The organism is Cyanobium sp. NS01 (genome assembly GCF_014280235.1).
Lineage (GTDB): Bacteria > Cyanobacteriota > Cyanobacteriia > PCC-6307 > Cyanobiaceae > NIES-981.
In genome coordinates this window covers 1,592,436-1,614,830 of the sequence record NZ_CP047940.1, presented here as the reverse complement: position 1 = coordinate 1,614,830, position 22,395 = coordinate 1,592,436, and the positions used below count along the sequence as shown (strand labels likewise).

Here is a 22,395-nt window from a genome sequence, read left to right as displayed (position 1 = left end):
CCCAGACAGACAACGCGTGAACCACAGACACCCGACCCGATCGAGTCCCAGATGCCAAGGCTCAGATCCGCGACCGGTGCTAAGGCGCCCCCCACGGGGCGCCTTCCTGTTGGCGAGACAATCACATGGTCACACCTGCGCTGCTCTGACCTCCTCCCGATCGCCCCTGCAGATCCGCCCCTATGAGGCGGCCGACTGGCCGGGGGTGTGGGCGCTGCTGGAGCCGGTGTTCGGCGCCGGTGAAACCTTCCCCAACGACCCAGACATCAGCGAGACCGAGGCTCAGGTGGCGTGGGTGGAGCAGAGCCAGGCGGTGATGGTGGCCGTGGATGCGACCGGTGCCCTTGTGGGCACGTACTACCTCAGGCCCAACTCCCTGGCTCTCGGTGCCCATGTGGCCAACGCGGGCTATGTGGTGGCCGAGCACTGCCGGCGCCAGGGTGTGGGCAGCCGCCTCTGTAAGCACTCCCTGCAGACGGCGCGGCGGCTGGGGTTCCGGGCGATGCAGTACAACCTGGTGGTGAGCACCAACAGCGCCGGCATCGGTTGCTGGCAGCGCAACGGCTTTCAGCTGGTGGGAACCCTGCCGGGGGCGTTCCGCCACAAGCAGTTGGGTTACGTCGATGCCTTGGTGATGGTCCAGGAGCTTGTGGAGGGGCCAACCCCATGAAGGTGGTGCCGTTGCGCCTGCAGCCGGGCGCTGACCTGCGCCGGGCGCTGCAGACCTGGATGGCCGAACAAGACGCACAGGCCTGCTGCGTGATCAGCGCCGTGGGCAGCCTGTCAGTCGCCCGGGTGCGCTTCGCGGGAGCCTCTGAAGCCACCGTGATCCAGGGCGAGCTGGAGATCCTCAGCCTCTCCGGCACCCTCTCGCCCGATGGCGCCCATCTGCACATCGCTGTTGCCGACAGCAACGGCGCCGTGATCGGTGGGCACCTCTGCGCCGGCTCGCTGGTGCGCACCACCGCCGAGCTGCTGCTGGGCCTGCTGCCGGACTGGCAGTTCAGCCGGGAGCTCGACCCGGCCACCGGCTACTCCGAGCTGCGGATCAGTCCTCGGGCTCCGAGCTGAGGGGCGGCAGCCGTCGCTCCACCTGCAGAAACACCAACCAGGCCACACCGGCGCTGATGCCGCCGGTCCAGTCGTTGCGCAGCAGCTCCACAATCGACACCGTGCTGGCGCCGATGCGCAGGCCGCGCAGCAGGAAGCGACCCAGCTTCTCCAGCGTCTCCCGGTTCACCGCCATGGGCTGGCGCCAGCACAGAAGTAATTCAGGTTGGCGGAAGGGCTGCAGGTGTCGTCACTTGGGCGATCGCTGCAGGGGGGACCCCCACCTGCTGGGCGATCAGCACCACCAGCTGCTCCACCCGATCGAGACGTTGCTCCAGGACCTGCAGCTCGGCGGCGCCAGCCTTGGCCATGGCCTTGCCGCCAGATGCCCCACCCTTGCTGCCCTTGGTGGCCTTGACGGGTAGGGCGCTCCGCAGGGGCGGCCCATCCGGGTGGCTGAGCAGGGCATCCACCTGTTTCGGCACCGGGCCCTTGCTGAGGCCCTTGATGCCGCGCGCCTTGCAGAGTGTCCAGAGTGCAGCGATCGACAGGCCCTCCAGTTCTTCTCGACTGGCAGGGGCGTCCCCGTCCAGCAGCGCTGCGGGCGAGTTGCTGGCTGGTTTGGTGTCGCCCAGCTCCTCGTGCAACCCGCGGTAGAGCCTGGCGTCGGATTGGGCCAGGTCCCGCAACGTGGCCCGCAGGGTGTCAGTGAGTTGTCCCATCGGCCTTGACCTCCTGGGCCTGCTGGGCTGCTGGGCTGTCCACGAGCTCCACCTTGGCGGGAGAAGACGGTTCCGTCTGGTTCACGGGGCCGCCGTGGCCGTTCCCACCCAGGGGGAGCGGCGGCAGATTCTTGGTCTTCTCGATGAACTCCTGACGCTTCTGATCCAGCTGTACCACCCGCTCCTTGGTGTGGGTCCAGCGGTTGATGAAGCGGATCACGGCCTGCACGAGGCCACCAAGGAAAGAACCGCCTTGATAGGTCTTGCGGCCGAGCTTGTAGCGGCCGAATTCATTCACCAGATCGTCGCCAGCGTCTTCAATGTCACCGGCCAGGGAGGTGACGATCTCCAGCATTTCGTACACGTCCTTCCGGACCGATGCTTCCCGCGCGGCAAGATCCAGCAGGCGCTGCTTGAGCTGTGCCGTTTCATCTCGTGCCTTGTTGGCCAGGCTGCGGTGCTGGCCGCGGCTGCGAATCGAGCTCTTGTAGCAGTTGCGTAGCTCGAGATAGGTGCTGTTCAGATCCTCCCGACTCAAGGGCTCGGGGTCAGGCGGAAAATCCGAGGTGGGGGGTAGAAAAACCATGCGGCTGGCCATTCAGAGTCAATTCTGCCTCGTGCCGCACCCTGCCCCAGGCCACATCGAGTCAGAAAACAATCCAGAAGTTGCATACGCCTGCGGCGATGCCCTGCAGCACTGGGGTTTTGGCGCTGCCGCCGGGAGCTGCGACGGCCAGCGGAGGTTCACAGACCCTCACAGCAACAACGCCAGCCCATACCGAATCCGCCTTGGTCCAGCCCGGTCGTGGCCCAGTGCACCTGGCGGCCGCTGCCGATAGGCGCATCCTCCACCAGCCAGTTCCTCCTGTAGAGCTGAACCTCCGGGCAGCGAAACGGGAAGGCGTCCCTGAGGTCTGGCGATCACGCCACCCGGCCTGCCCCGGCTTGCGCGCCGCACAAGGGCTGACGCGAGTCGCTGCGCTGCGCTTCGCGCCCCTTGCGCGGCGCTGGCGGCGCCGGGGCTGAACGGCGGTGTCGTTCACCAGCCAGCCATGGCCGCCACTCCCCTGGTCCGCGCCTGCCCGATCCGCATCATCTCGGTGCACCTCCTTGATGCCGCCGGCCAGCTGCTGCAGGTGCTGTTCCTCGATCGAGAGGGGCACATCAGCGCCCAGCCGCACTACGTGCCCCGGGCCGAGGCCCTGATCCTGGCCTCCAATCAGCAGAAGGTGCTCGGGTCTCAGGCCCGGGTGCAGGTGCTCTGAGGTGCTGGCCCGGCGGCCACCCCGCCGGGCTTTCTCCATCTGGGGTGTGGATCGCGTCCGAGTCGATCTGCTCAGCTGAGCCCCACGTACACCGGCTGGAACCACTGCATCCGGCGGCTCTGGCGCTTCTCGCCATGCAGCACGTTGTGCCAATGGCCGCGGCGCCAGTGAGGCCGCCGGGCGGTACCGCTGCCACCCCCTGACGTGCTGTTGCTGGCGCCAGCACTGGAGGTGCGATCCAGCCGGAAGTCCTTGCCGATCCACACCGGGCCCTGGGGGCTCACCGTGCCGGCCGGATCGCCAGCCGCCGCAAAACCCTTGCCGCTGCGCACCTTGGCGGCGGGGCCGGTGGAGAGCAGTTCCGGCTGGTAGAGCTGCACCAGCAGGGCATTGATCGCCAAGCCTTCCATCCGCTGGTTGGTGTTCTGCACCGCCTGCTCGTCCCACTGCCAGGCCGGATGGCTGAGGTCCCCCACCGTGGGGTTCCGCTCGCCGATCTGCTCGAAGGAATGGCGGGTGAGGTAGCTGGTGCCGTCGAGGGCCAAAACAACGCAGCTGATGCCACCGATCCGCTGCGCCTGGGGCGGGAGCCAGTCGGCCATCACCCGCAGGTCGGCCACGATCACCACCGGGATCGGCACCCTGTCCTCGGTGAACAGGGCGCCATCCGGGAGCATCAGCCGGAAGCAAGGCAGCACCTGCGGGAAGTCCTCATCCAGACGGGGAGAGGGCGTGCGGCGGAAGGCCTCGGCCAGCTCCGGCGCCAGGAAGCGAGGCGGGGCCTCCACGATCCGGGCCCAGCGGCAGGTGGTGGCGGCCCAGAAACCGATCGGATCATCCAGCTCGTCCATCACCTGCAGGCCCGCCTCGATCAGGGCGGCATAGGCCAGGTGGTTGGGCCAGCTCTGGAAGCCCCGCGGAGAGCGGTAGCAGTGCTGCTCCTGCTGGATGTAGGGGTCCTGACGGCGCAGCTCGGTGATCACCGTGCCGATCGGCGGCAGTTCGGCCTGGGAGGCGCGGATCGATTCAGGCGTCAGCCGGCTCATCGGCGCAGATCAGCAGTGCCGGTGGGAGGCCCCCACCATCCTGGCTGGAGCACGGATGCTGAGAGCACTGCCAGGGGAGGAGGGCCGCCGTGCCCGGATTCCACATCACCACTCAAGATGATCTGCCCGGGCCCGATGGGGACGAGCCCTAGCGGCCGAGGAGGCTTGATGCCCCACATTCTTGTGATGGTGGTCATACTGCCCCGAGTGGCGCTGTTCTGATCCAGTCGATGGCCGATCAGGAGCAGCTTGACGACTTCATCGAGGCCTTAGAGGGGCTTGGCGGCTACACGAAGAACCCAGAGCTCCAGACGGCCCTGGGTTGGCCAGATGAGGACTACGAAGCAGTGAAGGCACAACTCGTGGCCCGGCGGATTGTGGTACGCGGCAAGGGCCGCAGCGATTCCGTGGCGATGGTTGGCGCTGAAGCCCCGCCTAAGGCCGCCACCGCCTCCAAACCCCGAGCCAAGACCATGTCCTCTACAAAGGGCTCCGGCCCCGCAAGCGCGGCCTCCATCCCACTCCGCCGCATGACGCAGGCTGAGCTGGATGCGTTCCTGGAAAATGCCGCAGACATCTTGCGCGGCAATGTCGATCACTCGGAGTTTCGTGGCTACGTCTTCGCGCTGCTGTTCTTCAAACGCATCAGCGACATCTTCGAGGAATCCGTCCGCAATCTCGCAAAGACGCTGGGTGATGAGCTGGCGAATGATCCGGCGATGCAGAAGAAATCACTCCCTTTCGTGGTGCCTGCGGATTCTTTGTGGGAAGAGGTCACGCTCGGTTCAGGGGAAAACAAAGTTACCTCCCTCAAGCTCGGCCAGTCGCTCAATGACGCCATGCTCGCCATCGAACGGGCCAACGCGCCGAAGTTCGACGGCATCCTCACAAGCAAGATTGATTTCAACAAGACAGACGAGCTACCGCGCGACAAGCTCGTCAAGTTGGTCGGTCACTTCGCCAGCCGCACTTTTGACCGCGCCCATGTGCCGGACGACCTGTTTGGCGATGCCTACGAGTATCTCATCCGCACCTTCGCCAGCAAGGCGGGTAAAAGCTCTGGCGAGTTCTACACGCCGAAGGAGGTTTCCTACCTCATGTCGGAAATCATCGAGCCACAGGAACAGCACGAGGTCTGTGACTGGTCTAGTGGCTCCGCATCCCTCCTGCTCCAATGCCGGGAATACCTGCGCCGTCACAAGAAAGATCCAAACCGCCTTTTTCTATTTGCCCAGGAGAGCAACCTCGCCACCTACAACATCTCCCGAATCAACATGATTCTCCACGGGATCAATTCGTGGCAGCCAAAACATGGCGACAGCCTGCGCGATCCGCAGCACAAGACCAGCGACGGCAAACTCCAGCAGTTCGACCGCGTGGTCATGAATCCCCCATTCTCCCTCAAAGACTGGGGCTCGGACACCTTCACCGATGGAGACCCCTTCGACCGCTTCGGCTACGGCTGGCCGCCGCAGGACAATGGCGACTACGCCTGGATGCAACACATCGCAAAGTCGCTCAAGCCCGCTGGGAAGGCCGTCGTTGTCATGTCGCAGGGCATCCTGTTTCGCGGCCAGCCGAAGCTGACAGAATCGGAAGACGGGCGAAATAAAAAGGCCGACGACGAATACCTTATCCGTTCTGGGTTTCTGCGGGACGGCCTTATTGAGGCCGTCATCGTGCTGCCCTCCGGCATCTTCTACGGCAACAACGTCCCAGCATGCCTCGCCATCCTCAACAAGCGCAAGCCTGCCGCCCGCAAGGACCAAGTGCTCATGATCTGGGCAAGCCGCCACTATCAGCACGCCAATCCGCAATGCCTACTTCGCCGCGCTGACTGCCTGCGCATTCTCCTGCCGTGGCGGGCGTTTGGCGATACAGCCAAGGCGCTGGAAATCCTTCCTGCCGAAGGTCAGACCATCCTCGATGAAATCGCCGACGACCGCGCACAGGCGCTGCAGGAGATCGGCGATGCCTACGACGAGGTCGTCGCCTCGCTGCCCATATTGCGGGAGGAAGCGGATAGCCTCTCGCCGGGTGGCTTCAAAGCATGGAAGGCGAATACGGATGCCGCACATCCTGTCTGGGGCGAGCTGGCCAACCCGGAGCTCGACAAGGCCGCGCTCAAGCTTCTGACCAAGGCTGCCAAGGACGACGCCAAGGCCCGACTGAAGATAGCCAAGGCCCAGATCAAGACGCTGGAGAAGCTGGAGAAAGAGCGCGATGAACGCATCGCCGAGATCAACAGCCGTGCCGACCGCGAGACGGCAGAGGTGCAAGAGGCCATCGCTGATCTCCAACGCATCTGTGCCCACCCCGACAAAGCCCGCCGCTACTTCGTAATCGCCGAGAAAGGTGAGATCGAAGAGAACGAGTTTAACCTCAATCTTCCTCGCTACGTAGATACCTTTGAGCCGGAAGAGGAGATCCCGCTGGATACGGCGCTTCATGACTTTGACGCGGCGAAGACTGCCGCCGAACAAGCACGCAGAACTTTGGCGCAACTCCTTGGGAGGGAATTCTGAGAGCGATGCATACCATTTACGACAACCCATTACCTTCGGGGTGGCTCGAAGAGCCTCTCGGGACGCTGGTCGAGACCAAGCGAGGCTGCACTTGGACCAAGGAACAAGAACGCGACCGGCCAGCTGAAGGAACGATCCCCGTCATTCGCATACCAAACATCAAGTCGTCGCTTGATCTCAAAGACCTGCTCCACATCTACGGCCTTTCTGCTGATCAACGAACCTCATCAGCCGTTACGAAGGGATGGACCCTCATGGTTGGCTCAAACGGGAATCCCAAGAGGATTGGCGATTCGGTTTTGATGGAGGAAGACCGTGAGATGATCTTCGCTTCCTTCCTTTTTGCGCTTCGCCCAAAGCTGGGCGAGACCAAGATTTCTGATGAGTTCGTCGCCTGCTGGCTCCATGGCCACCGCATTCACGAGTTCGTGAGTGAAACGTCGCAGATGACCACTGGGCTTGCCAATATCTCATGGAGCGCGTGTCGCAAGCTGCCAGTCCGATTCCCAAAGCACAATGAAGAACAAACCCGCATCGCCGAAACGCTGAAGGCGGCAGACGACCACATCCGCGCCCTGGAATTGCAGATTCGCACAGCGGAACGTGTAAAGAAGTCGCTGCTACAAGCCTTCCCGCCGTCGCCCAAGCATGGAATGGGCATTCAGCTAAGCAGGGTTGCTGACATTTCGTCGGGATTCACAATGGGCAGGGATCTTGCAGGCCATGACACAATCGAAGTCGGGTATCTCACGGTTGTAAATGTCCTGGAGGGGCGAGTTGACTTTTCCAATCTTTCAACCGCAGAAGTGAAGCTAAACGAGATTGAGCGTTATGGTCTGCGCGAGGGCGACATCCTGATGACTGAGGGCGGCGATCGCGACAAGGTAGGCCGTGGAAGTATCTGGCTTGGGCAAGTACCCCGCGTCGTGTGCCAGAATCATATCTTCCGAGTACGTCTGAGTATTGATAAAGTTCTCCCTTGGTTTATGCACTACCTTTTGCAGACTTATTCGGCAAAGCGCTACTTTTTCGGCCGCGCAAAGCAGTCGAACAATCTATGCACGATTAACTCTCGAGAGATGCGGCAGTTTGAGTTGCCAACGCTTACGACGAAGGAACAGGAGCCGTGGGTTGATCGTCTGCGTGCTGCTGATGAGGTGATTGCTGCAATTGAGTCCCAGCTGACCGCCGCCCTCCGCGTGAAGCAGTCGCTCCTGCAAAACCTCCTCACCGGCAGGATTCGCCTAAAAGGCTAACGCAATGACTGTAACTGCCAAACGCTGGAACGAAGAGAACACCGTTGAGCATCCAATCATTGAATGGTTGGTGACTCCCGAGCTGGGATGGCGTTTCGAGAATCAGGCGGAAGTGAATGAGCACTACCGCACCGATGAGGTGGAGGTGCTGCTACTGCCCATCCTGAGGCAGACGCTCAAAGACCTAAATCCAGGCGTCATCACCGACGACGCGCGGGCAGAGGTCATCGTGACCAAGCTGCGCGGCATCCGCGACAACGCGGAATGGATCAAGTGGATGCGTAACGAGGAAACCTACAAGTTCAGCTCCGACGAGAACGCACAGCCGATTCGGTTGATGGATTATGACGATCTCGGAAACAACGATTTCCTCACCACCAATCAGTTCTGGGTCGATGGCGGCGACCACCGCATCCGCACGGATGTGCTCCTTTTCGTCAACGGCATCCCGTTGATGAACATCGAGGCCAAGACGACCGCCCGCGATTGGCACAATGACTGGACGGAAGGTGCAAAACAATGCGGTCGCTACCTACGCCAGGCGGGGCAGCTTTATCACTCGAATGTCTTCTGCGTCGCCGTGAACGAGATCACTCTGCGCTACGGCGTACCCGGCGTGAAGTTCCACCACTGGCAGACGTGGCGGAGCCCGAATCCGCACAGCCACATCGAGTTCGACAATGAGTTGATGGCAGGCATCTACGGTCTGTGCGATAGAGGCAATCTGCTCGACCTCCTAGGGCATTTCGTGGTGTTCGATCAGGAGCAAGGCCAACGCATCAAGAAGGTGGCCCGTTGGCAGCAGTTCTGGGGAGCAAATGAACTGGTGAAGCGGGCAGTGGACCTTGACAAGCCGCGTGGCTGGCGGCGGGGTCTCGTCTGGCATACGCAGGGATCGGGAAAGAGCCTGACAATGCTCTTCGCCGCGCTGAAGATGTGGTTTCACTCAGCCCTGGGCCAGCCAACGATCATCATCGTTGTGGACCGCGACCAGCTTGAGGACCAAATCAGCGGCCAATTCTTCCGCACGAACACCGAGAACTGCTGCGTCACGACCAGCCGCGAGGATTTGCTGGCGAAGCTGCGCGAAGGCTATCGAGGCATCATCGTGACCATCATGCAGAAGTTCCAACCTGGTGACTTCCAGGTGGACCGGCGCAACGTGATCGTGCTCGTAGACGAAGCCCACCGAACACAGGAAGGCGACCTCGGCAACGCCATGCGTTACGTGCTCAAGGAAGCCTCGCTCTTCGGTTTCACTGGCACGCCCATCGAGCTAGACGACCGCAACACACCGCGTGCCTTTGGCCGCGAACTCTCCACCGACGACACCGGCGTCACGACGTTCGAGCGGTATCTGGAACCGCGCTACTCCATTACCGACTCGATCCGCGACGGTGCAACGCTGCGCCTGATGTGGGAACCCAGTCCGCGCGATTGGAAGCTCTGGGGTGATGAACTGGATGCCAAGTTCGAAGCAGCCTTTGCCCACTTGCCCGAGGGCGAGCGGGAGCAACTCAAGAAGGAGAGCGCAGTCATTGATGTGATGGTGAAGCTCCCGCAGCGCATCACTGACATTGCCACGGAAGTGGCCGACCATTTCGTGAAGCACGTCCGTCCGAACCGCTTCAAGGCGATGCTGGTCTGCTACAACAAGGAAACCGTGGCGCTCTACAAAACCGCGCTTGATGAGTTGCTCGGTTCGGAGGCCAGCATTGCGATTTTCTCCGACGTGAACATGCGGGACGAAAACGTGCCGCAGATGGTCAAGGACTTAAACATCGGAAAGGAAACCCGAGCGAAGATGATTCGGGAGTTTAAAAAACTACCCTCCAACAAGACCGAGGATCAAGACCGCGAGGAAGAGCGTTGGCGCCGAGCCGAGATCATCATCGTCTGCGATATGTTGCTCACCGGCTTCGATGCGCCCATTGTACAGACGATGTATCTAGATAAGGGCCTGAAAAACCACACGCTGCTCCAAGCCATTGCCCGGGTAAACCGCCCCTACAACGAACTAAAGAAGGAAGGCGTCATCCGTGACTTTTGGGGCGTCTTCAGCCACTTGAACGAAGCTCTGCGCTACGACAAATCCGAGTTGGGCGAAGTGGCTTTCCCCCTGCGCGTCGTACGTGAGGAGTTCAAGCTTCACATGGAAACCGTGCTCGACATGCTCGAAGACTACGAACGCGGTGGCTCGCACTCCCAACTCATGAGAATACTTGCGTTCTTCAACAAGAACGAGCCTGTCCGTGACAAGTTCGAGAACGGCTACGCAAAGATTCGTCAGCTCTATGAACTGCTGGAGCCAGATGACTTTCTAATACCACACCGCGCCGATTACGTATGGCTGAGTAAGCTCTACATGGTGTATCGGAAGAAGTTCTATCCACTTGATAAGTTCGAGACCTCGCCTGAGGATGGGGCAAAGACCCGCGAGTTGATCCGTGAGCACATCGACGTTGACCAAATTAAGCAGGAGTTCCCGACTTATGTGCTTGATGAGAATTACCTAACGAAACTCGACGACATTGATCCCGACTCCAAAGCGCTCGACATCGAGGCGATGCTCGCAGCGGAACTGAAGATTCGCGTGGACGAGGACCCGCAGGCCGAGGCGCTGAGTGAGAAGCTGAAGAGGATCATCGACGCCAAGCGCAACGCCGCCTTGGCAGGCGTTGCGCTCATTTCAGCGCTCGAAGAGTTGGCCGGCGAAGTTGTGGACCTCATCAACGAAGGCAAGAAGCCCGTTGGCGAATCCATCGCCCATGTTGCCCGCGAGATCAACCCCAGCATCACTGGGGAGCTGGCAACCGACATCGCCACAGCCATCATTGCAGAGGCCGAAATGCACTGCTTCCCAAACTGGCATCTCAAGAGCGACGTGAAACAGGCTCTCTTCCTCGGCATCACAACTGTGCTCGTGCAGCAGTCCAAAGACGCCAATCTCCACATGCCCGCAACCGGATTCGCCGAACGCGCTATGCGCTTGTTAGAGAAAACTCGCTACGTCGGAATGGCAGATGATGGCAGCTCTTCCTGATTACAACGTCCGGCACAGCCCAAAGGCCAGGAACATTCGTCTCAAGGTGACGCGGGAGAACGGCCTGATCGTCGTGGTGCCTCCGGGCTATGACGAAGAGAAGATTCCAGCACTGCTAAAGCAGAAGAAGGTTTGGATTGCCGATTCCATGAGGCGAATCGGTGAGACTAGGCGCTTCCTTGAGCCCACGCCGGTGACGCATCTCCCCGAAGTTGTGCGGCTGGTGGCACTGGGGGAAGCATGGGCGGTCACATATCGAGATGATACCCGCCATTCCGGCTTTCGACTACGGACTGAGGGCGAGAGGCTCATCATCAGTGGCCCCGATCTGAAGCGTGAAGCAGTAATTCGAAAGCTGAAGGACTGGCTGCGCATGAAGGTCCGCGAAGGCTTATTTCCACTTGCCGAAAAGCTCGCCAAAAAGCACCGCCTGAATCTCGGCGGCTTACTCGTGAAAAGCCAGCGCACCCGCTGGGCCAGTTGTTCCGCTCAACGCAATCTTTCGCTCAACACCAAGCTCCTATTCCTCTCACCCGAACTTGTTCGATACGTCGTGATTCACGAGCTTTGCCACACCGTCCATATGAACCATGGCAGCGACTTCTGGCGCTTGGTGGCTTCGCATGAACCAAATTATAAGACATTGGATAAAGAATTAAGGACAGCCTGGAAGACTGTCCCACAGTGGTTATTTTAGCCTCGGCGGAGGGTTGTCAGAAGTGCATGCCCGCTTGACCTCATCACTGCCCCTCGCCGCTTCCTGCTCCATGTCAATCAGAATGAAAGGAACTCAACCTGACTGCGGTGAAACAGCTTCCGCACCACTGTGCACTTTTGGGGGCTGGAATGTCTGCTAGCTGGTTTCGAAATTGCCAGGCGCGTCGGCCATCAGTTTCCTCGCCAGCTCCATGAACTCTTTCGGGACCTTCTCACACTCCAAGGTCAACCGCTGCGCGGTCCAACAGCGCTCCGCCGCGCTGGGCGGTGTCCCGAGGTAGGCCACCGCCGCGCACAGATCCCGCACCAGCGCTGTGTTGCTCACCGCAATCAGGGATCAGCCCTTGATGGGGCCGCCATCCTGCTGCAGCGGCAAGGCCGGCGCGGGAACCGGCATGCCAGGGCACTGCATGGCAACGGGAAGGGGGAGGGGCTCATCACCGGACCGCCGCACACCCACCGGATCCCTCGGCCAGTCCTCGCGCCTCGTCAAGGATCAGGCCAGGCGCCCTCCTGGGTCGGGCGTCCTTGTCACGGCGCTGCGGCCGGCCGGTGGGGGTGGGGTTCTCCGCCGTCCTGCCGATGGCTTCCCCCGCTTCCTCCCTAAGCCGCTCTGCCCTCAAGGCCCGTGATGCCCTGGTGCTGGAGCACCTATCGCTGGCTGATGCCATAGCTGCCGTCATGGCCCGGCGCCTGTTCCCGCTGGTGGAGCGGGAGGATCTGATCCAGGTGGCCCGCGAGGCCCTGGTGCGCTCCGCTCCCTGCTGCAGAGCCGGCGAACCGGCGGCGCCCTATCTGCGGCGTTGCATCACAGGGGCGCTGCAGCATCACCTGCGTGATCGGGTGCGGCTGGTGCGCGTGCCGCGCCGGCTGCATGAGCAGGGCCAGTGCCCGCTTGGGCACCTCAGCCTCGATGCCACAGCCGATGGCGAGCCCTGCATGCTCGATCAGCTGGCTGCTCCAGAAGCCGAGCCGACCATGAGCGAGGCCGTGAATGGCCTGGCGCTGGAGCAGCTGGTGGATCAGCTGCCTGCCTCTCAGGCCACCGCCCTGCGGCTCACAGCCCTGGAAGGCCTGTCGCTCCGGCAGGCCGCCGAGCGGCTCGTGATCAGCGCCATGTCGGTGCAGCGGGCCCAGAAGAAGGCCATCGCTGCCCTGCGCCAGCGGCTCGCCGGAGGGGGCTGAGGCCCCTTCACTCAGTTCTCAGCTCTGCTCGAAAACCAACGTGGAGAGCGGCCACCAGCCGCTGCCGCCCTCGTCGTAGGCCAGCTCCACCATCGGATCGTCCTCGGGAGTCCCGGCCGCAACGCTGAGCACCGTGGCACCGGTCTCGGGGCTGATCAGATCCCGCCACCAGCGCGAGCCAATCGCCGGCAGGGGTGTCGTGGTGTCAGGCATGGGTCACGGGCTCACCATCACCCGGTTGCCAGAGCCGCTGTTGCTCACCGCCGCGAACTGCCTGTGCTGAGGCGACCAGCAGAGCGAGCGCCAGCCCAGATCAGCCGGGGAGCTGCGCACCGTCCAGTTGAGGCCATCGGTGCTGGTCATGATCCGGTTGCCGGTACCGCTGCTGCTCACCGCCACTAGGAGCTCACGGTGCGGCGCCCAGCTGAGGGAGGTCCAGGCGTTGTCGGCGGCCGAGCTACGGCTGGTCCAGCTGATGCCATCCGGGGAGGTCATCACCCGGTTGCCCCGGCCGCTGGTGCTCACCGCCACCAGCAGACCCAGCTCCGCCGCCCAGCAGATCGCCGTCCAATTGGTGTTGGCGGCAGCCGTCCGCAGCGTCCAGTTGCGGCCATCGGGAGAGGTCATCACCCGTTGGGTCCCGCCAGTGCTGCTCACCGCCACGAACAGCCCTAGCTGCGGCGCCCAGCACAGCGAGCGCCAGTCCTGATCCGCGGCAGCAGGGCCGGCCGTCCAGGTGAGGCCATCGCTGCTGGTCATCACGCGGTTGCCCGTGCCCGAGCTGGCCACGGCCACCAACAAGCCCAGCTCGGGTGCCCAGCAGATCGCGGTCCAGTTGTTGTCGGCCGGCGCCTGCCGCAGGCTCCAGCTGCGGCCATCCGGTGAGGTCATCACCCGCTGGCCCGTGCCGCTGTCGCTGACGGCGACAAACAGCCCCAGCTCACTGGCCCAGCAGAGCGCCACCCAGTTCTGTTCCGCCGCTGATGGTTGGGCGCTCCAACGGATGCCATCGCTGGAGGTCATCACCCGGTTGCCACTGCCGCTGTTGGCCACGCAGGCGAACAGGCGCAGTTCCGGCGACCAGCAGATCGCCTGCCAGCTGTTGTCCGCCGCCGAGCGCACGGTCGTCCAAAGCACCCCGCTGATCCCCAGCATCGGCGGCGGGCCAGCCAGCTCTGCCAGCGCTGCTGCCGGCAGCTGATAAGTGCCGGCCTCGGGGCCAGCGGGGCGGGTGATCGCCAGCAGGTCGCCTGGTTGGAGGGTCATCTGCTGCGGCGCTCAGGGCAGAGCCGGCAGGGTGCTCAGGTCCAGCGGCATGTAGTCGCCGGCCGGCTGGGCAGTGGCCATCGCCGCCTGTAGCTGGGCCGCGTCCACCACCCGACCGGGGGTGCCGTCCGCCAGGGCCAGCGGATCAGCCAGCTGCACCACGCCGGCAGCCGTGGTGGTGCCGGGCTCAACGCTGAGCAGCGGTTGGGCGGGATCGCTCTCCTCGACGCTCAGCGGTGCGGCCACCTGGATGCGGATCACGCCGGCGCCATCGGGGCCCAGGGCGGCGTTGGCGCTCCAGTCGCTGCCGTCAAACAGCAGCAGGTCACCCTGGGCGATCTGCTCACCAGCAAGGCCCTGCCAGCTGGCCAGAGCAGGACCGCCGGCACTGGCCAGGTAGACATCCCCCACCGCAGCCCCAGCCGGTGCCTCGGTGGAGGTGGGGTCGATCGCACCCCGGTAGGTGAGGGCACCGGGGATTGCGGCGTGGAGCGTGCCATCGGCATCCACCGAGAGGTTGGTGCCAGGCTTGATCGCCCCGATCGCCACCGCGGTGGCCGGGCTGAGCATGAACGCCTTGACCTCATCAGCAGTGGCCCGGTAGGGCGTGCTGCCGCGCTGCACCGGCAGTAGGTCGGTGGGCTGGGGCAGGGAGCGGCCGGTGGTGCGGCTCTCGGTGGTGGTGGCCATGGCGATCAGGAGAGTAGGGGGGAAGTAGGACGAGAGATCAGGGCGGCAGGGGGCTGAGCAGGCGCAGGTCCAGCGCGATCACCACCACCCCATCGCCGGCGGCAGCACTGAGCAGCGGCGCCAGGGCCTGCAGTGCCGTGATGCCGCCGGTGGGCGGCGGTTCAGGGGTGCCGCCGTCCTGCAGCTGGGCCTGGCCCAGGAAGATCACCCCCTGCGGCCGGCTGCTGCTGCGGCACTGGGCGGTCAGCTCGGCCAGCACAGCCGGATCGGGAGTGGCCATCGGCGCCAGGGCAGTGCTGCTGAGCTGTTGCCAGCCCCCAGCCAGGAATGCGCTGGCCGGGGCAGCGCAGGCTGCAGGGATCAGAGCAGGGCATCCCCCAGCTCCAGGGCCGCGAGATCGGCGGCATCGTTGATGCCCTTGTTCGTGGCATCGCTGCTGCCGCTGGCAGTGCCCGATGCACTGGCCTGGGCCTCCAGCGCCATCGCCTGCTCCACGAGTTCGGCCTTGGTCTGGCTGCCATCGAGCTCCACGCCGTAGACGGAGGAGCAGAACTCGACGATCTGGGCCTTGGTCATGGCCTGGAAGTCGGTGGGCTGTGAGGCCAGCAGGGCCTCGCCGCCATCGGTGGTGGTCTCCAGCGGGTCGTCGGTAGGAGTGGGCTCATCGGGTGTCGGGGCGGTCTCCGTCGCTGCCGGTTGCTCCGGCTCAAGGTCGAGCGCATCCACCAGCTTTGGCTCCGGCGCGTTGCCCCCGGTGTCCACCGGGGCCGGCTCATCGCCGCCACTGGTGCTGCTGAGCAACTGCCAGCCCAGGGCCTGCCAGCCGGCCAGGTGCACCGGCCAGATCGAGCGGGTCGCCCCGTCCTTGCCGATCAGCACCTGGCTGGGCGGCAGCAGCGATGCATCGCCCACACCGGGATCCGGGCTGACGGTGAGCCGCTGCTCCGGGTCGGAGAGACGCACGGGCGTTGAGGCGGGGTTGCTGCTGTCAAAGGGTTGCAGCAGCTCCAGCGGCAGAGCCTCAGCCCCGGCCGCCACGTAGAGGGTGTCGATTGGGTTGCCCATGGCGCTCACCTCACAGCCCTTGGTTGGCGGTGAGCGCCACGGTCATCCCCACTGGCGTGGCGGGAGAGACCGTCGCCCGCGCCAGCCGCAGGCAGGGCGGGGTGATCAGCGCGCTGTCGGCGGGGTTGATCAGCAGGGCGGAGCCGCTGATGATCGCCTCCACCTTGCCGCCGGCGGCGGGGATGGCGACGGCCGCGGCGGTGATCCAGCTGCCAGCGCTGCCATCGGCCAGCAGCGGCGCCAGCTCCAGGGTCACCGTCACCGCCTCGCTGTGGCCGGGGTGGGAGGCGACGAGCACAAAGGAACTGGTGGCATCGAGATCGGTGCCGAGGTTCACCACATCACCGCTGCTGCGGGTGTGTTCGTAGCAGTCGGTGGCGGAGTGGTTGATCCAGCCGACGAGCACCGTCTGGGCATCGAGCAGCCGGGTGGCTTGAGAGGTCATGGATGGAGCTCCTGGGGGAAATAGATGAGTGGCTCTGGACAGTTCTCCTGGGTTGGGGCTGGCGTTCAGGGCAGCACCAACGGCATGGGCGCCACGTTGAACAGGCGCGCTGCCGCCTTGCGGTTGCAGACGGCAAAGCCCACGTACCAATCCACCCGCGTGCGGAACACCGGCGCGTCGTGCACCTCCCCGAAGTCCCGAACCGAGATCCCGTAGCGCCCCTCGAACGGGCCCTGCAGGCCGCAGACCGCCGCATCGCCGAGCACGCAGCAGTAGATGGAGGTGGTGTCTCCCGGTTCGTCGTAGCCGAGCACGGCGTTGCCCTCGGCGTCCTCTTCCACCATCAGGATCTCCACCCCCTCGAAGTAGTGGCGCCCATCGATCACCTCGTAGAGGTCGCCGCCGGCCTGGCGGGAGGCGGTGCTGATCTGGCGGCGGGCCGCCTTGCTGGCGATCAGCACCTTGTCGCCGCCGTAACCGATCACGCTGTCGGTCAATGCCTCCAGCGCCAGCAGGTTGAGCGTGCTGCCGCCGTTGTCGATGGTCTGGTCGTCTCCAGGCCCCAGGCGCTTGCTCAGCCCGTTGAAGGCGCGGGGATCAAAGGTGTCGTCACCATTGATGATTGCTGCCTCCAGGGTGAGGCGCATCGAGCGCACCTTCATTTCGGTCTGGGCGGCGCGCGCCTCGGGGCCCTGCAGATCCACGATCGAGCGGTCCACATCCAGATCGCCGCCGAACAGGTGCACGAACTCCGAATCGGAGTTGATCACCCCATAGCTCTGGCGGTAGCCCTCGTTGACGGCACGGAAGCCGACACGGGGCAGTTTGGTCTCAGCCGGAAAGCTCAGCGAGCCACCGACGAGGTTGCGGAACGGCAAGCGGCGCAGCAGCTCCCCCTCCGCAAAGGTCTTGAGCACCGCCAGCTGCTCAGCACGGCGGGCGTATTTCTGCGCCTCGATCAAGGTCAGGCCCAAGGGCACGCTCCAGGGGCCTGGCCCCAGTGACAACAGCTCCTGTTGCCAGGTCCCTTGTGGGCATGGTGATTGTTGAGGTTGAGGCTGCTGAGCCTGGGCCGATGACCAATCCCCAGCTCACCGATCCCCGCTTACGCGCCATCCCCGGGTAGCGGCCCGCCTGGCCAATGGAGGCGATAGGCGCGGCTGCGGCCCTCGCCGATCGGCTCGAGCGCCTGCTGCTCCACCAGCTCGGCCAGATCGCGCCAGGCCGTGGCGCGGCTCACCTTGGTGAGGCTGATGGCCTTGCGCAGGGTCATGCCGCCTGTGAAACCCTCCGGTTCGGCATCCAGCAACCGATTGAGCAGTTTCTGCTGGCGGCTGTTGAAGCCGCTGTGACGGTGGCTCCACCAGAAGGCCGCCTTGCGCCGCACCGCATCGATCACGGCGCCATTGGTGGCCGCCGCTGCCGTGAGCTGCTCCAGGAACCAGCTCAGCCATCCGGTGACATCCAGATTTCCCCGCTGGCAGCGCTCCAGTGCCGTGTAGTAGCCCTCCCGCTCCCGCAGGATCTGGGCGGAGATGCCCAGGGCGCGGCCAGACAACTCCCGTTGGACCTGGGCCCTGCAGTCCTGGGCGAGCAGCCGATCGGTGATGGCACGGGCCAAGCGGCCGTTGCCGTCTTCATAGGGGTGGAGGGTGAGAAACCAGAGGTGGGCCAGGCCCGCGCGCAACAGTCCGTCCAGCTGCGCAGGCGGGGAGGCGACCCAATCCAGGAAGACCTTCAGCTGCTCTTCGAGCTGGTCTCGGGGCGGCGCTTCAAAGTGCAGGCGCTCACGGCCGATGGCACCGGAGAGCACCTGCATCGGGGCTTCATCGCGCAGTTCACCGATCCGAATGGCGCGCAGGTCATCGGGGCCAGCGGCAAACAGGCGCCGATGCCAGTGGTTCAGCGTGGCCAGGGTGAGGGGAGCCTCCAGGCTGCTGGTGGCCTCCAGCAACACATCCAGCAGGCCCTCCACCTGGGCGCTGGTGGCCGGCTGCCCCTCGGCCAGGGGAAGGCGCAGTCGGCGCGCGATTGAGGAGCGCACCTGGCCGGGATCCAGCAGCTCGCCTTCGATGGCGGCCGTGCCCAGGCTCTCCCGGCCCAGCAAGGCGGAGATCGCCTCGCGATCGAGCGGGGGCTCCAGCGTCTCCAACCGGCTCAGCAACTCCTGGCGTGCAGCGCGGGCCTGCTCCAGCAGCGGTTCCAGAGCGGAGCCCTTCCAGCGGAACTGGGGCCAGTCCGGCTGCTGCCAGATCCAGGATGAAACCATCACCACAGCCTAATCGCTTCACCCGATGAAGCGGTTGGTGACAGGTAATCGCTTCATGGCCGCCGCCGCGGTAGCTGGGGGTATGCGCTCAAATTGCCAGGTAGGTTGCGGCTCTTCCCCACCGGCGCTCAGTGGATCGGCTACGCGCAGCCCTCCTCATGGTCCGGGCGGCCTCAAGGGCTGACGCGAGTCAGCCGGACTGGTGCGTTGGCTGCGCTGCGCTCCGCATTGCAGAGGGGGCTGCCCCTTGACCCCGCCCGGCCTGCTTCGGGGTCTTCGCTACGCCTGCCATGGCTTCCGCATCCCGGATCCGCGCCTTCCAGCTCCTGAGCTCCCGCACCCTGGAGTGCATATGCGAGGAGGCCTCGGCCCACCGCCCTGCTCCTCTGGAGCGGCTGGAGCAGCTCTGCGCTGATCTGCTCTTTGAGCGCCAGGTGGCCACGCCAGCTTCGGTGCCCGTGTGGTGCCCCGAGAGCGAGCTGCCCTTCTGAGGGGGCGGCCCCAAGCCAGCACTGGCAACAGGGCTCAGCAGCACCACGCCCATGGCCAGCCCCATGACCCCCGAGCGGTTTCAGGATCGCTTTGAAGCCTTCCGCGGTGAACCTCAGCAGGTCTCCGGCGTCTGGACCCTCCATGCCGCGATCGCTGCCCTGCCCGGCAGCGAGGCCGTCCTCGATGAGCAGGCCCCCTGGGCGCTCACCTTTAGCCAGAAACCCGCTGCGCCCCCGGCACCAGCTGCTCCTGGCGGCGGCCTCGATCCCCGCGGTTCAGAGGAAGCCGGCATGGCTGGCCCGGGGATGGCAGCACCCGTCCAGCCCGGGGATTCATACCTGCTGGTTAATGACCGGGACGAGGACATGGAGGCCTACGACCACGCCGGCCGGCTCCTCTGGAAGGTTCCCTGCCTGGCCCGCGGCCAAGGCGCCGACACCGACTGGACCCAGAACAGCACCGACACCCCGCCGGGGCTCTACCGACTGGGCCAGCTCTACGCGGACTACGAGCAGAACCCCAATCCCCCCTGCAGCGACACGGCCATGGCCTACGGCTGGTACTCCTTCGACATGGAGGAGCTGGAGGGCCAGGAGGTGGCCGTTAGCCGGGCCGGGATCATGCTCCACGGCGGTGGATCTGCCTGCGGCTGGCCCAGGGCCTGGGCACCGATGCAGCCCCTGCACCCCACCCTCGGTTGCGTTCGCCTGCACAACGCCGATCTGCGCGACAAGGTGCTGCCCCTCTACCGGCAGGGCACCGTCTATGTGGGGGTCTTCCAGGAAAAAAAGTGACGACGGGGCTGGTGCTGCCACCGGCTGGGGCCTGATCGCCAGGGAGGAGCGCCGATGCAAGCGAACCCAGAACCCCGACCGCCCAAGCCGCCGTTCGACCGTGAGCGGTTTGTGTTCAAGATCCTGGCGGTGGTGATCGGCACCCAGCTGCTGATCTATTCCCTTGCCGCTGGGGTCTGCGGCCAGCGAGCGCTCGAGAATCGGCCTGTCGGCCAGATCTGCCCCGGCACGCTGGAGCAGCTGCAGGGCGGCTTTGATTCCACCCTCAAATTGCTGCTGGCGCTGCTGGGCGGAGCAGCTCTCACGCGCATGGACCGGTAACGCCTGGGAGCGGGAGGAGGGCTTGCTCCGGGCCTCTCCAGTCTGAGGCCCGTCCTGCGGCCGCGCCTCCGCTGGGATCGGTCCCGTCGCTGCGCCACACCTGGCGCCGATCGTCATGGCCACGCTCTCTATTCCTGCCTCCCCGTTCTGCAGGCCAGAAGAGGATCCGTTCCTGCTGCTCGAATCCACGCTGCGCTCGGTGGAGGAGATCCTGCTACGTCGTCGTGGGCTGCCGCTGCGCCGCACCTGGATCGAGCAGCCCTATGGAGAAGAGGAGATCACCCTGCTGGAGGAGGAGGTGATTCCGGCGATCCAGCAGTGTCTGGCGCGGGTGGATGAGCTGGATGAGCGGCTGTTGGCCCAGCAGGAGCTGCTGCAGCGCTGTGAGCTCGAGCTCCAGCGCCAGCCACTGTCAGAGCAGAAGCTGCAGATGGCCTGAGCGCCATGGGTTGGGGGCTGCAGCTTCGGCCCCCTTGCCTGTGCCTCGATCCCAGGGTTGGCGGAGCAGCTCCACTGCTCGGGCGCGGTGGATGCTCAGCACGGATATGCAGCAGGGCCAGTTGGGCGTGGCTGGCGGGGCGGAGCGAAACCCCTCCGCAGCATGCCCCTGCGGCTTGCGCTGGCCAGGGCTGACGCGAGGCTCGCTGGGCTCGCCCCTGGCCAGCACTGCGCCTGCGGGGCGTCTGGTCGGTGTTCTCCGCTCCACCCCAGCCATGGCCACTCCCCAAGGCCCCGTCTGCGAAGTCCGCCTGCTTGTGGTTCACCGCTATCAGCCGGGAGTCCAGAAGCTCGGCACCACTCCCTGTGAGGTCGAGTTCTTTGGCCGCCGCGGCAAGCCCGTCAAGAAGATGCGGCTGATCCCTGCCGAGAAGGCATTCGCCTTTGCCCGCAAGCTGCAGGGCACCCCCGGCTGCACCGTCTCGGTCTGCTGAGCCAGGGGGCTCAGGCCCGGCTGCCGGTTGGTGGCCGGGTCTTACAGCCACCGGCGATATCGGCTCCGCTGCTGCCGGGCCCTGGCTTTGGAGCGAGCACTGCCGGACTGAGGACTGCTGCCGTCACGGCGACGGCGCACCCAGACGCCACGGCGAATGAGCCGGCTGTCCTGGGGATTGGCGCGGCGGGCGGCCACGATCACCCCATAGCCCTTCTTGTGTCGGCGTTGAGCACGGGAGCGGGCCTGGCTGGAGCTGGCGGCCGGCACCACCGTGGCGGTGGATCGGTTGCGCCAGAACACCAGATACCAGGCCATCGCTCTACCAGCGGGATCATCAGCGCCGCGGCGCAGCCGCCCTGGGCGTGGTGCCCTTGACGGCCTCCAGGTAGAGCTCGGCCGTACTCAGGGTCTGCAGATTCACCGCTCCCCCGTGCTCATGGCCCGTTTCAGGCACAGCAGCGGAATAGAGGCCGCTGCGCTGCTGGAACAGGAAGCTGTACACCGGGTGGCAGCGCAGCTCCTCCATGTAGTCGCCGTCGCTGAGGGCCACGCCATCGGCCGTGAGGGGCTGGCCCTTGCCGTCCACCGGCAGCAGCCGCTCGCGGCCGTCCACCTCCCCCAGCTGGAAGTGGCCGCCGCAGAGCGTCACGAAGGTGTCAAAGAAGGTGCCCCGCTCGTCGCCACCCACGCGGCCCTCCGCTTCTGAGAAGAGGCGCTCCATCAAGCGCTCCTTGCGCAGGTTCTGCACCTGGGAGCGAGCCTCGTCCCGTTCCTTTTCGACGCTGCGCACGCGGCGCAGGTTGGCCTCGTTGAGCTGGCGTTCGCGCTCGCCCACCTGGCGTTCGAACTCCTCGCGCTTTCGCTCGGCGTCCTGCAGGCGGGCGTACTCGTCGGGGTTGATCTCCGAGAACCGCGACAGCTGGGCACGGGCCTTGCGCAGTTCTTTCTCCAGCTGGTTGCTGCGGCGGCGCTCGGCACGCAGGGGATCAGCACTGCTGGGAGCAGCGGCAGGGGGGTCGTCGTTGTCGCTGGGGCTGGAGTCCTGTGGCAGGGAGAGGTCGAGGGTGTCGTCGCCATCGGCAGCATCCAGACCGGCGTCAGCAGCGCCGTCGCTGTCGAGCAGGTCGGAGTCGGCGACAGGTTGGACAGAGCCCGCAGAGCCCTGGTTGGGCTGTTGCTGCGGCTGGCTGTAGTGCTGCCAGGGGGCAGCAGGGGCCAGGGGGGTTGGAACTGCACCGCTGCTGGGGCGGCTGGATTGAGAGAAGAGAGAGGAGGGCATCACCCATCGCGGCTGTGGTGCTGCGGGCGCC

General features: G+C 64.8%; 28 protein-coding genes. 13 read left to right on the top strand and 15 right to left on the bottom strand.

What is annotated here, in order from left to right; all coding sequences use genetic code 11:
• Positions 1-109: 109 nt before the first annotated feature.
• Entirely contained in the window at positions 110-670 is a 561-nt protein-coding gene (locus CyaNS01_RS08450; RefSeq protein WP_225875587.1) for a GNAT family N-acetyltransferase, read from the top strand.
• Entirely contained in the window at positions 667-1,071 is a 405-nt protein-coding gene (locus CyaNS01_RS08445) for a PPC domain-containing DNA-binding protein (protein ID WP_186696700.1), read from the top strand. The genes CyaNS01_RS08450 and CyaNS01_RS08445 overlap by 4 nt, the downstream gene beginning before the upstream one ends.
• On the opposite strand, the gene CyaNS01_RS08440 is transcribed toward CyaNS01_RS08445, so the two are convergent.
• Genes CyaNS01_RS08440 through CyaNS01_RS08430 form a run of 3 tightly spaced genes read right to left on the bottom strand, consistent with a single transcriptional unit; the run spans position 1,049 to position 2,310 of the window.
• Positions 1,049-1,246, bottom strand: a complete 198-nt coding sequence (locus tag CyaNS01_RS08440; RefSeq protein WP_186696699.1) for a hypothetical protein — start codon at positions 1,244-1,246, stop codon at positions 1,049-1,051. The two genes, CyaNS01_RS08445 and CyaNS01_RS08440, sit on opposite strands and share 23 nt — an antisense overlap.
• A gap of 25 nt (positions 1,247-1,271) precedes the next feature.
• Positions 1,272-1,772 carry a hypothetical protein gene (locus tag CyaNS01_RS08435; protein WP_186696698.1) on the bottom strand — a complete coding sequence of 167 codons (501 nt, stop codon included), beginning with the start codon at positions 1,770-1,772 and terminating at the stop codon, positions 1,272-1,274.
• Complete coding sequence (locus CyaNS01_RS08430; RefSeq protein ID WP_225875586.1) at positions 1,756-2,310, bottom strand: hypothetical protein; 555 nt, start codon at positions 2,308-2,310, stop codon at positions 1,756-1,758. Before CyaNS01_RS08430 ends, CyaNS01_RS08435 begins: the two co-directional genes overlap by 17 nt.
• Positions 2,311-2,824: 514 nt before the next feature.
• Here CyaNS01_RS08430 and CyaNS01_RS08425 point away from each other — a divergent pair.
• Complete coding sequence (locus CyaNS01_RS08425) at positions 2,825-3,037, top strand: hypothetical protein (protein ID WP_186696697.1); 213 nt, start codon at positions 2,825-2,827, stop codon at positions 3,035-3,037.
• Positions 3,038-3,108: 71 nt separating this feature from the next.
• On the opposite strand, the gene CyaNS01_RS08420 is transcribed toward CyaNS01_RS08425, so the two are convergent.
• On the bottom strand, positions 3,109-4,083 hold the full coding sequence (locus CyaNS01_RS08420) for a hypothetical protein (RefSeq protein ID WP_186696696.1): 975 nt from the start codon (positions 4,081-4,083) through the stop codon (positions 3,109-3,111).
• 230 nt (positions 4,084-4,313) lie between these two features.
• On the opposite strand from CyaNS01_RS08420, the gene CyaNS01_RS08415 reads away from it, so the two are divergent.
• Genes CyaNS01_RS08415 through CyaNS01_RS08400 form a run of 4 tightly spaced genes read left to right on the top strand, consistent with a single transcriptional unit; the run spans position 4,314 to position 11,604 of the window.
• Entirely contained in the window at positions 4,314-6,608 is a 2,295-nt protein-coding gene (locus tag CyaNS01_RS08415; RefSeq protein WP_186696695.1) for a class I SAM-dependent DNA methyltransferase, read from the top strand.
• A 5-nt stretch (positions 6,609-6,613) separates the two neighbouring features.
• Positions 6,614-7,864 (top strand): restriction endonuclease subunit S, encoded by a 1,251-nt coding sequence (locus CyaNS01_RS08410; protein WP_186696694.1) that lies wholly within the window; start codon positions 6,614-6,616, stop codon positions 7,862-7,864.
• Between the two features lie 4 nt (positions 7,865-7,868).
• Positions 7,869-10,907: a type I restriction endonuclease subunit R gene (locus CyaNS01_RS08405; RefSeq protein ID WP_186696693.1), complete on the top strand. Its 3,039-nt coding sequence runs from the start codon at positions 7,869-7,871 to the stop codon at positions 10,905-10,907.
• Positions 10,891-11,604, top strand: coding sequence for a M48 family metallopeptidase (locus tag CyaNS01_RS08400; RefSeq protein ID WP_186696692.1), 714 nt, complete (start codon positions 10,891-10,893; stop codon positions 11,602-11,604). The genes CyaNS01_RS08405 and CyaNS01_RS08400 overlap by 17 nt, the downstream gene beginning before the upstream one ends.
• Positions 11,605-11,760: 156 nt before the next feature.
• Here CyaNS01_RS08400 and CyaNS01_RS08395 read toward each other — a convergent pair whose 3' ends face one another.
• Positions 11,761-11,949 (bottom strand): hypothetical protein, encoded by a 189-nt coding sequence (locus CyaNS01_RS08395; RefSeq protein ID WP_186696691.1) that lies wholly within the window; start codon positions 11,947-11,949, stop codon positions 11,761-11,763.
• Positions 11,950-12,152: 203 nt separating this feature from the next.
• Between CyaNS01_RS08395 and CyaNS01_RS08390 the strand changes: the two genes are divergently transcribed.
• Entirely contained in the window at positions 12,153-12,809 is a 657-nt protein-coding gene (locus CyaNS01_RS08390; RefSeq protein WP_186696690.1) for a sigma-70 family RNA polymerase sigma factor, read from the top strand.
• Positions 12,810-12,827: 18 nt separating this feature from the next.
• Here CyaNS01_RS08390 and CyaNS01_RS08385 read toward each other — a convergent pair whose 3' ends face one another.
• The 8 genes from CyaNS01_RS08385 to CyaNS01_RS08350 all read right to left on the bottom strand — a co-directional run bounded on the left by CyaNS01_RS08385 (position 12,828) and on the right by CyaNS01_RS08350 (position 18,544).
• Positions 12,828-13,022, bottom strand: a complete 195-nt coding sequence (locus CyaNS01_RS08385; protein WP_186696689.1) for a hypothetical protein — start codon at positions 13,020-13,022, stop codon at positions 12,828-12,830.
• Between the two features lie 3 nt (positions 13,023-13,025).
• On the bottom strand, positions 13,026-14,075 hold the full coding sequence (locus CyaNS01_RS08380) for a hypothetical protein (RefSeq protein WP_186696688.1): 1,050 nt from the start codon (positions 14,073-14,075) through the stop codon (positions 13,026-13,028).
• A gap of 12 nt (positions 14,076-14,087) precedes the next feature.
• Positions 14,088-14,765, bottom strand: a complete 678-nt coding sequence (locus CyaNS01_RS08375) for a hypothetical protein (protein WP_186696687.1) — start codon at positions 14,763-14,765, stop codon at positions 14,088-14,090.
• A 37-nt stretch (positions 14,766-14,802) separates the two neighbouring features.
• Positions 14,803-15,045: a hypothetical protein gene (locus CyaNS01_RS08370; protein WP_186696686.1), complete on the bottom strand. Its 243-nt coding sequence runs from the start codon at positions 15,043-15,045 to the stop codon at positions 14,803-14,805.
• Between the two features lie 80 nt (positions 15,046-15,125).
• A complete protein-coding gene (locus tag CyaNS01_RS08365; protein WP_186696685.1) occupies positions 15,126-15,830 on the bottom strand; it encodes a hypothetical protein in 705 nt (234 codons plus the stop codon).
• Between the two features lie 10 nt (positions 15,831-15,840).
• Positions 15,841-16,275 carry a hypothetical protein gene (locus tag CyaNS01_RS08360; RefSeq protein ID WP_186696684.1) on the bottom strand — a complete coding sequence of 145 codons (435 nt, stop codon included), beginning with the start codon at positions 16,273-16,275 and terminating at the stop codon, positions 15,841-15,843.
• A gap of 65 nt (positions 16,276-16,340) precedes the next feature.
• Positions 16,341-17,249 carry a major capsid protein gene (locus CyaNS01_RS08355; RefSeq protein ID WP_370561494.1) on the bottom strand — a complete coding sequence of 303 codons (909 nt, stop codon included), beginning with the start codon at positions 17,247-17,249 and terminating at the stop codon, positions 16,341-16,343.
• 131 nt (positions 17,250-17,380) lie between these two features.
• Entirely contained in the window at positions 17,381-18,544 is a 1,164-nt protein-coding gene (locus CyaNS01_RS08350; RefSeq protein WP_186696682.1) for a Fic family protein, read from the bottom strand.
• Between the two features lie 290 nt (positions 18,545-18,834).
• Between CyaNS01_RS08350 and CyaNS01_RS08345 the strand changes: the two genes are divergently transcribed.
• The 5 genes from CyaNS01_RS08345 (at position 18,835) to CyaNS01_RS08325 (ending at position 21,083) form a co-directional block, all read left to right on the top strand.
• Entirely contained in the window at positions 18,835-19,035 is a 201-nt protein-coding gene (locus tag CyaNS01_RS08345) for a hypothetical protein (RefSeq protein ID WP_186696681.1), read from the top strand.
• 51 nt (positions 19,036-19,086) lie between these two features.
• The gene (locus CyaNS01_RS08340; protein WP_186696680.1) at positions 19,087-19,830 is read left to right on the top strand and encodes a L,D-transpeptidase; all 744 of its coding nucleotides are present in this window, start codon (positions 19,087-19,089) and stop codon (positions 19,828-19,830) included.
• 54 nt (positions 19,831-19,884) lie between these two features.
• Positions 19,885-20,151 carry a hypothetical protein gene (locus tag CyaNS01_RS08335; RefSeq protein ID WP_186696679.1) on the top strand — a complete coding sequence of 89 codons (267 nt, stop codon included), beginning with the start codon at positions 19,885-19,887 and terminating at the stop codon, positions 20,149-20,151.
• 115 nt (positions 20,152-20,266) lie between these two features.
• On the top strand, positions 20,267-20,590 hold the full coding sequence (locus CyaNS01_RS08330) for a hypothetical protein (RefSeq protein WP_186696678.1): 324 nt from the start codon (positions 20,267-20,269) through the stop codon (positions 20,588-20,590).
• 274 nt (positions 20,591-20,864) lie between these two features.
• The gene (locus CyaNS01_RS08325; protein WP_186696677.1) at positions 20,865-21,083 is read left to right on the top strand and encodes a hypothetical protein; all 219 of its coding nucleotides are present in this window, start codon (positions 20,865-20,867) and stop codon (positions 21,081-21,083) included.
• A 41-nt stretch (positions 21,084-21,124) separates the two neighbouring features.
• Here CyaNS01_RS08325 and CyaNS01_RS08320 read toward each other — a convergent pair whose 3' ends face one another.
• Positions 21,125-21,400, bottom strand: a complete 276-nt coding sequence (locus CyaNS01_RS08320) for a hypothetical protein (protein WP_186696676.1) — start codon at positions 21,398-21,400, stop codon at positions 21,125-21,127.
• A 19-nt stretch (positions 21,401-21,419) separates the two neighbouring features.
• Positions 21,420-22,364, bottom strand: coding sequence for a hypothetical protein (locus CyaNS01_RS08315; RefSeq protein WP_186696675.1), 945 nt, complete (start codon positions 22,362-22,364; stop codon positions 21,420-21,422).
• Positions 22,365-22,395 lie beyond the last annotated feature (31 nt).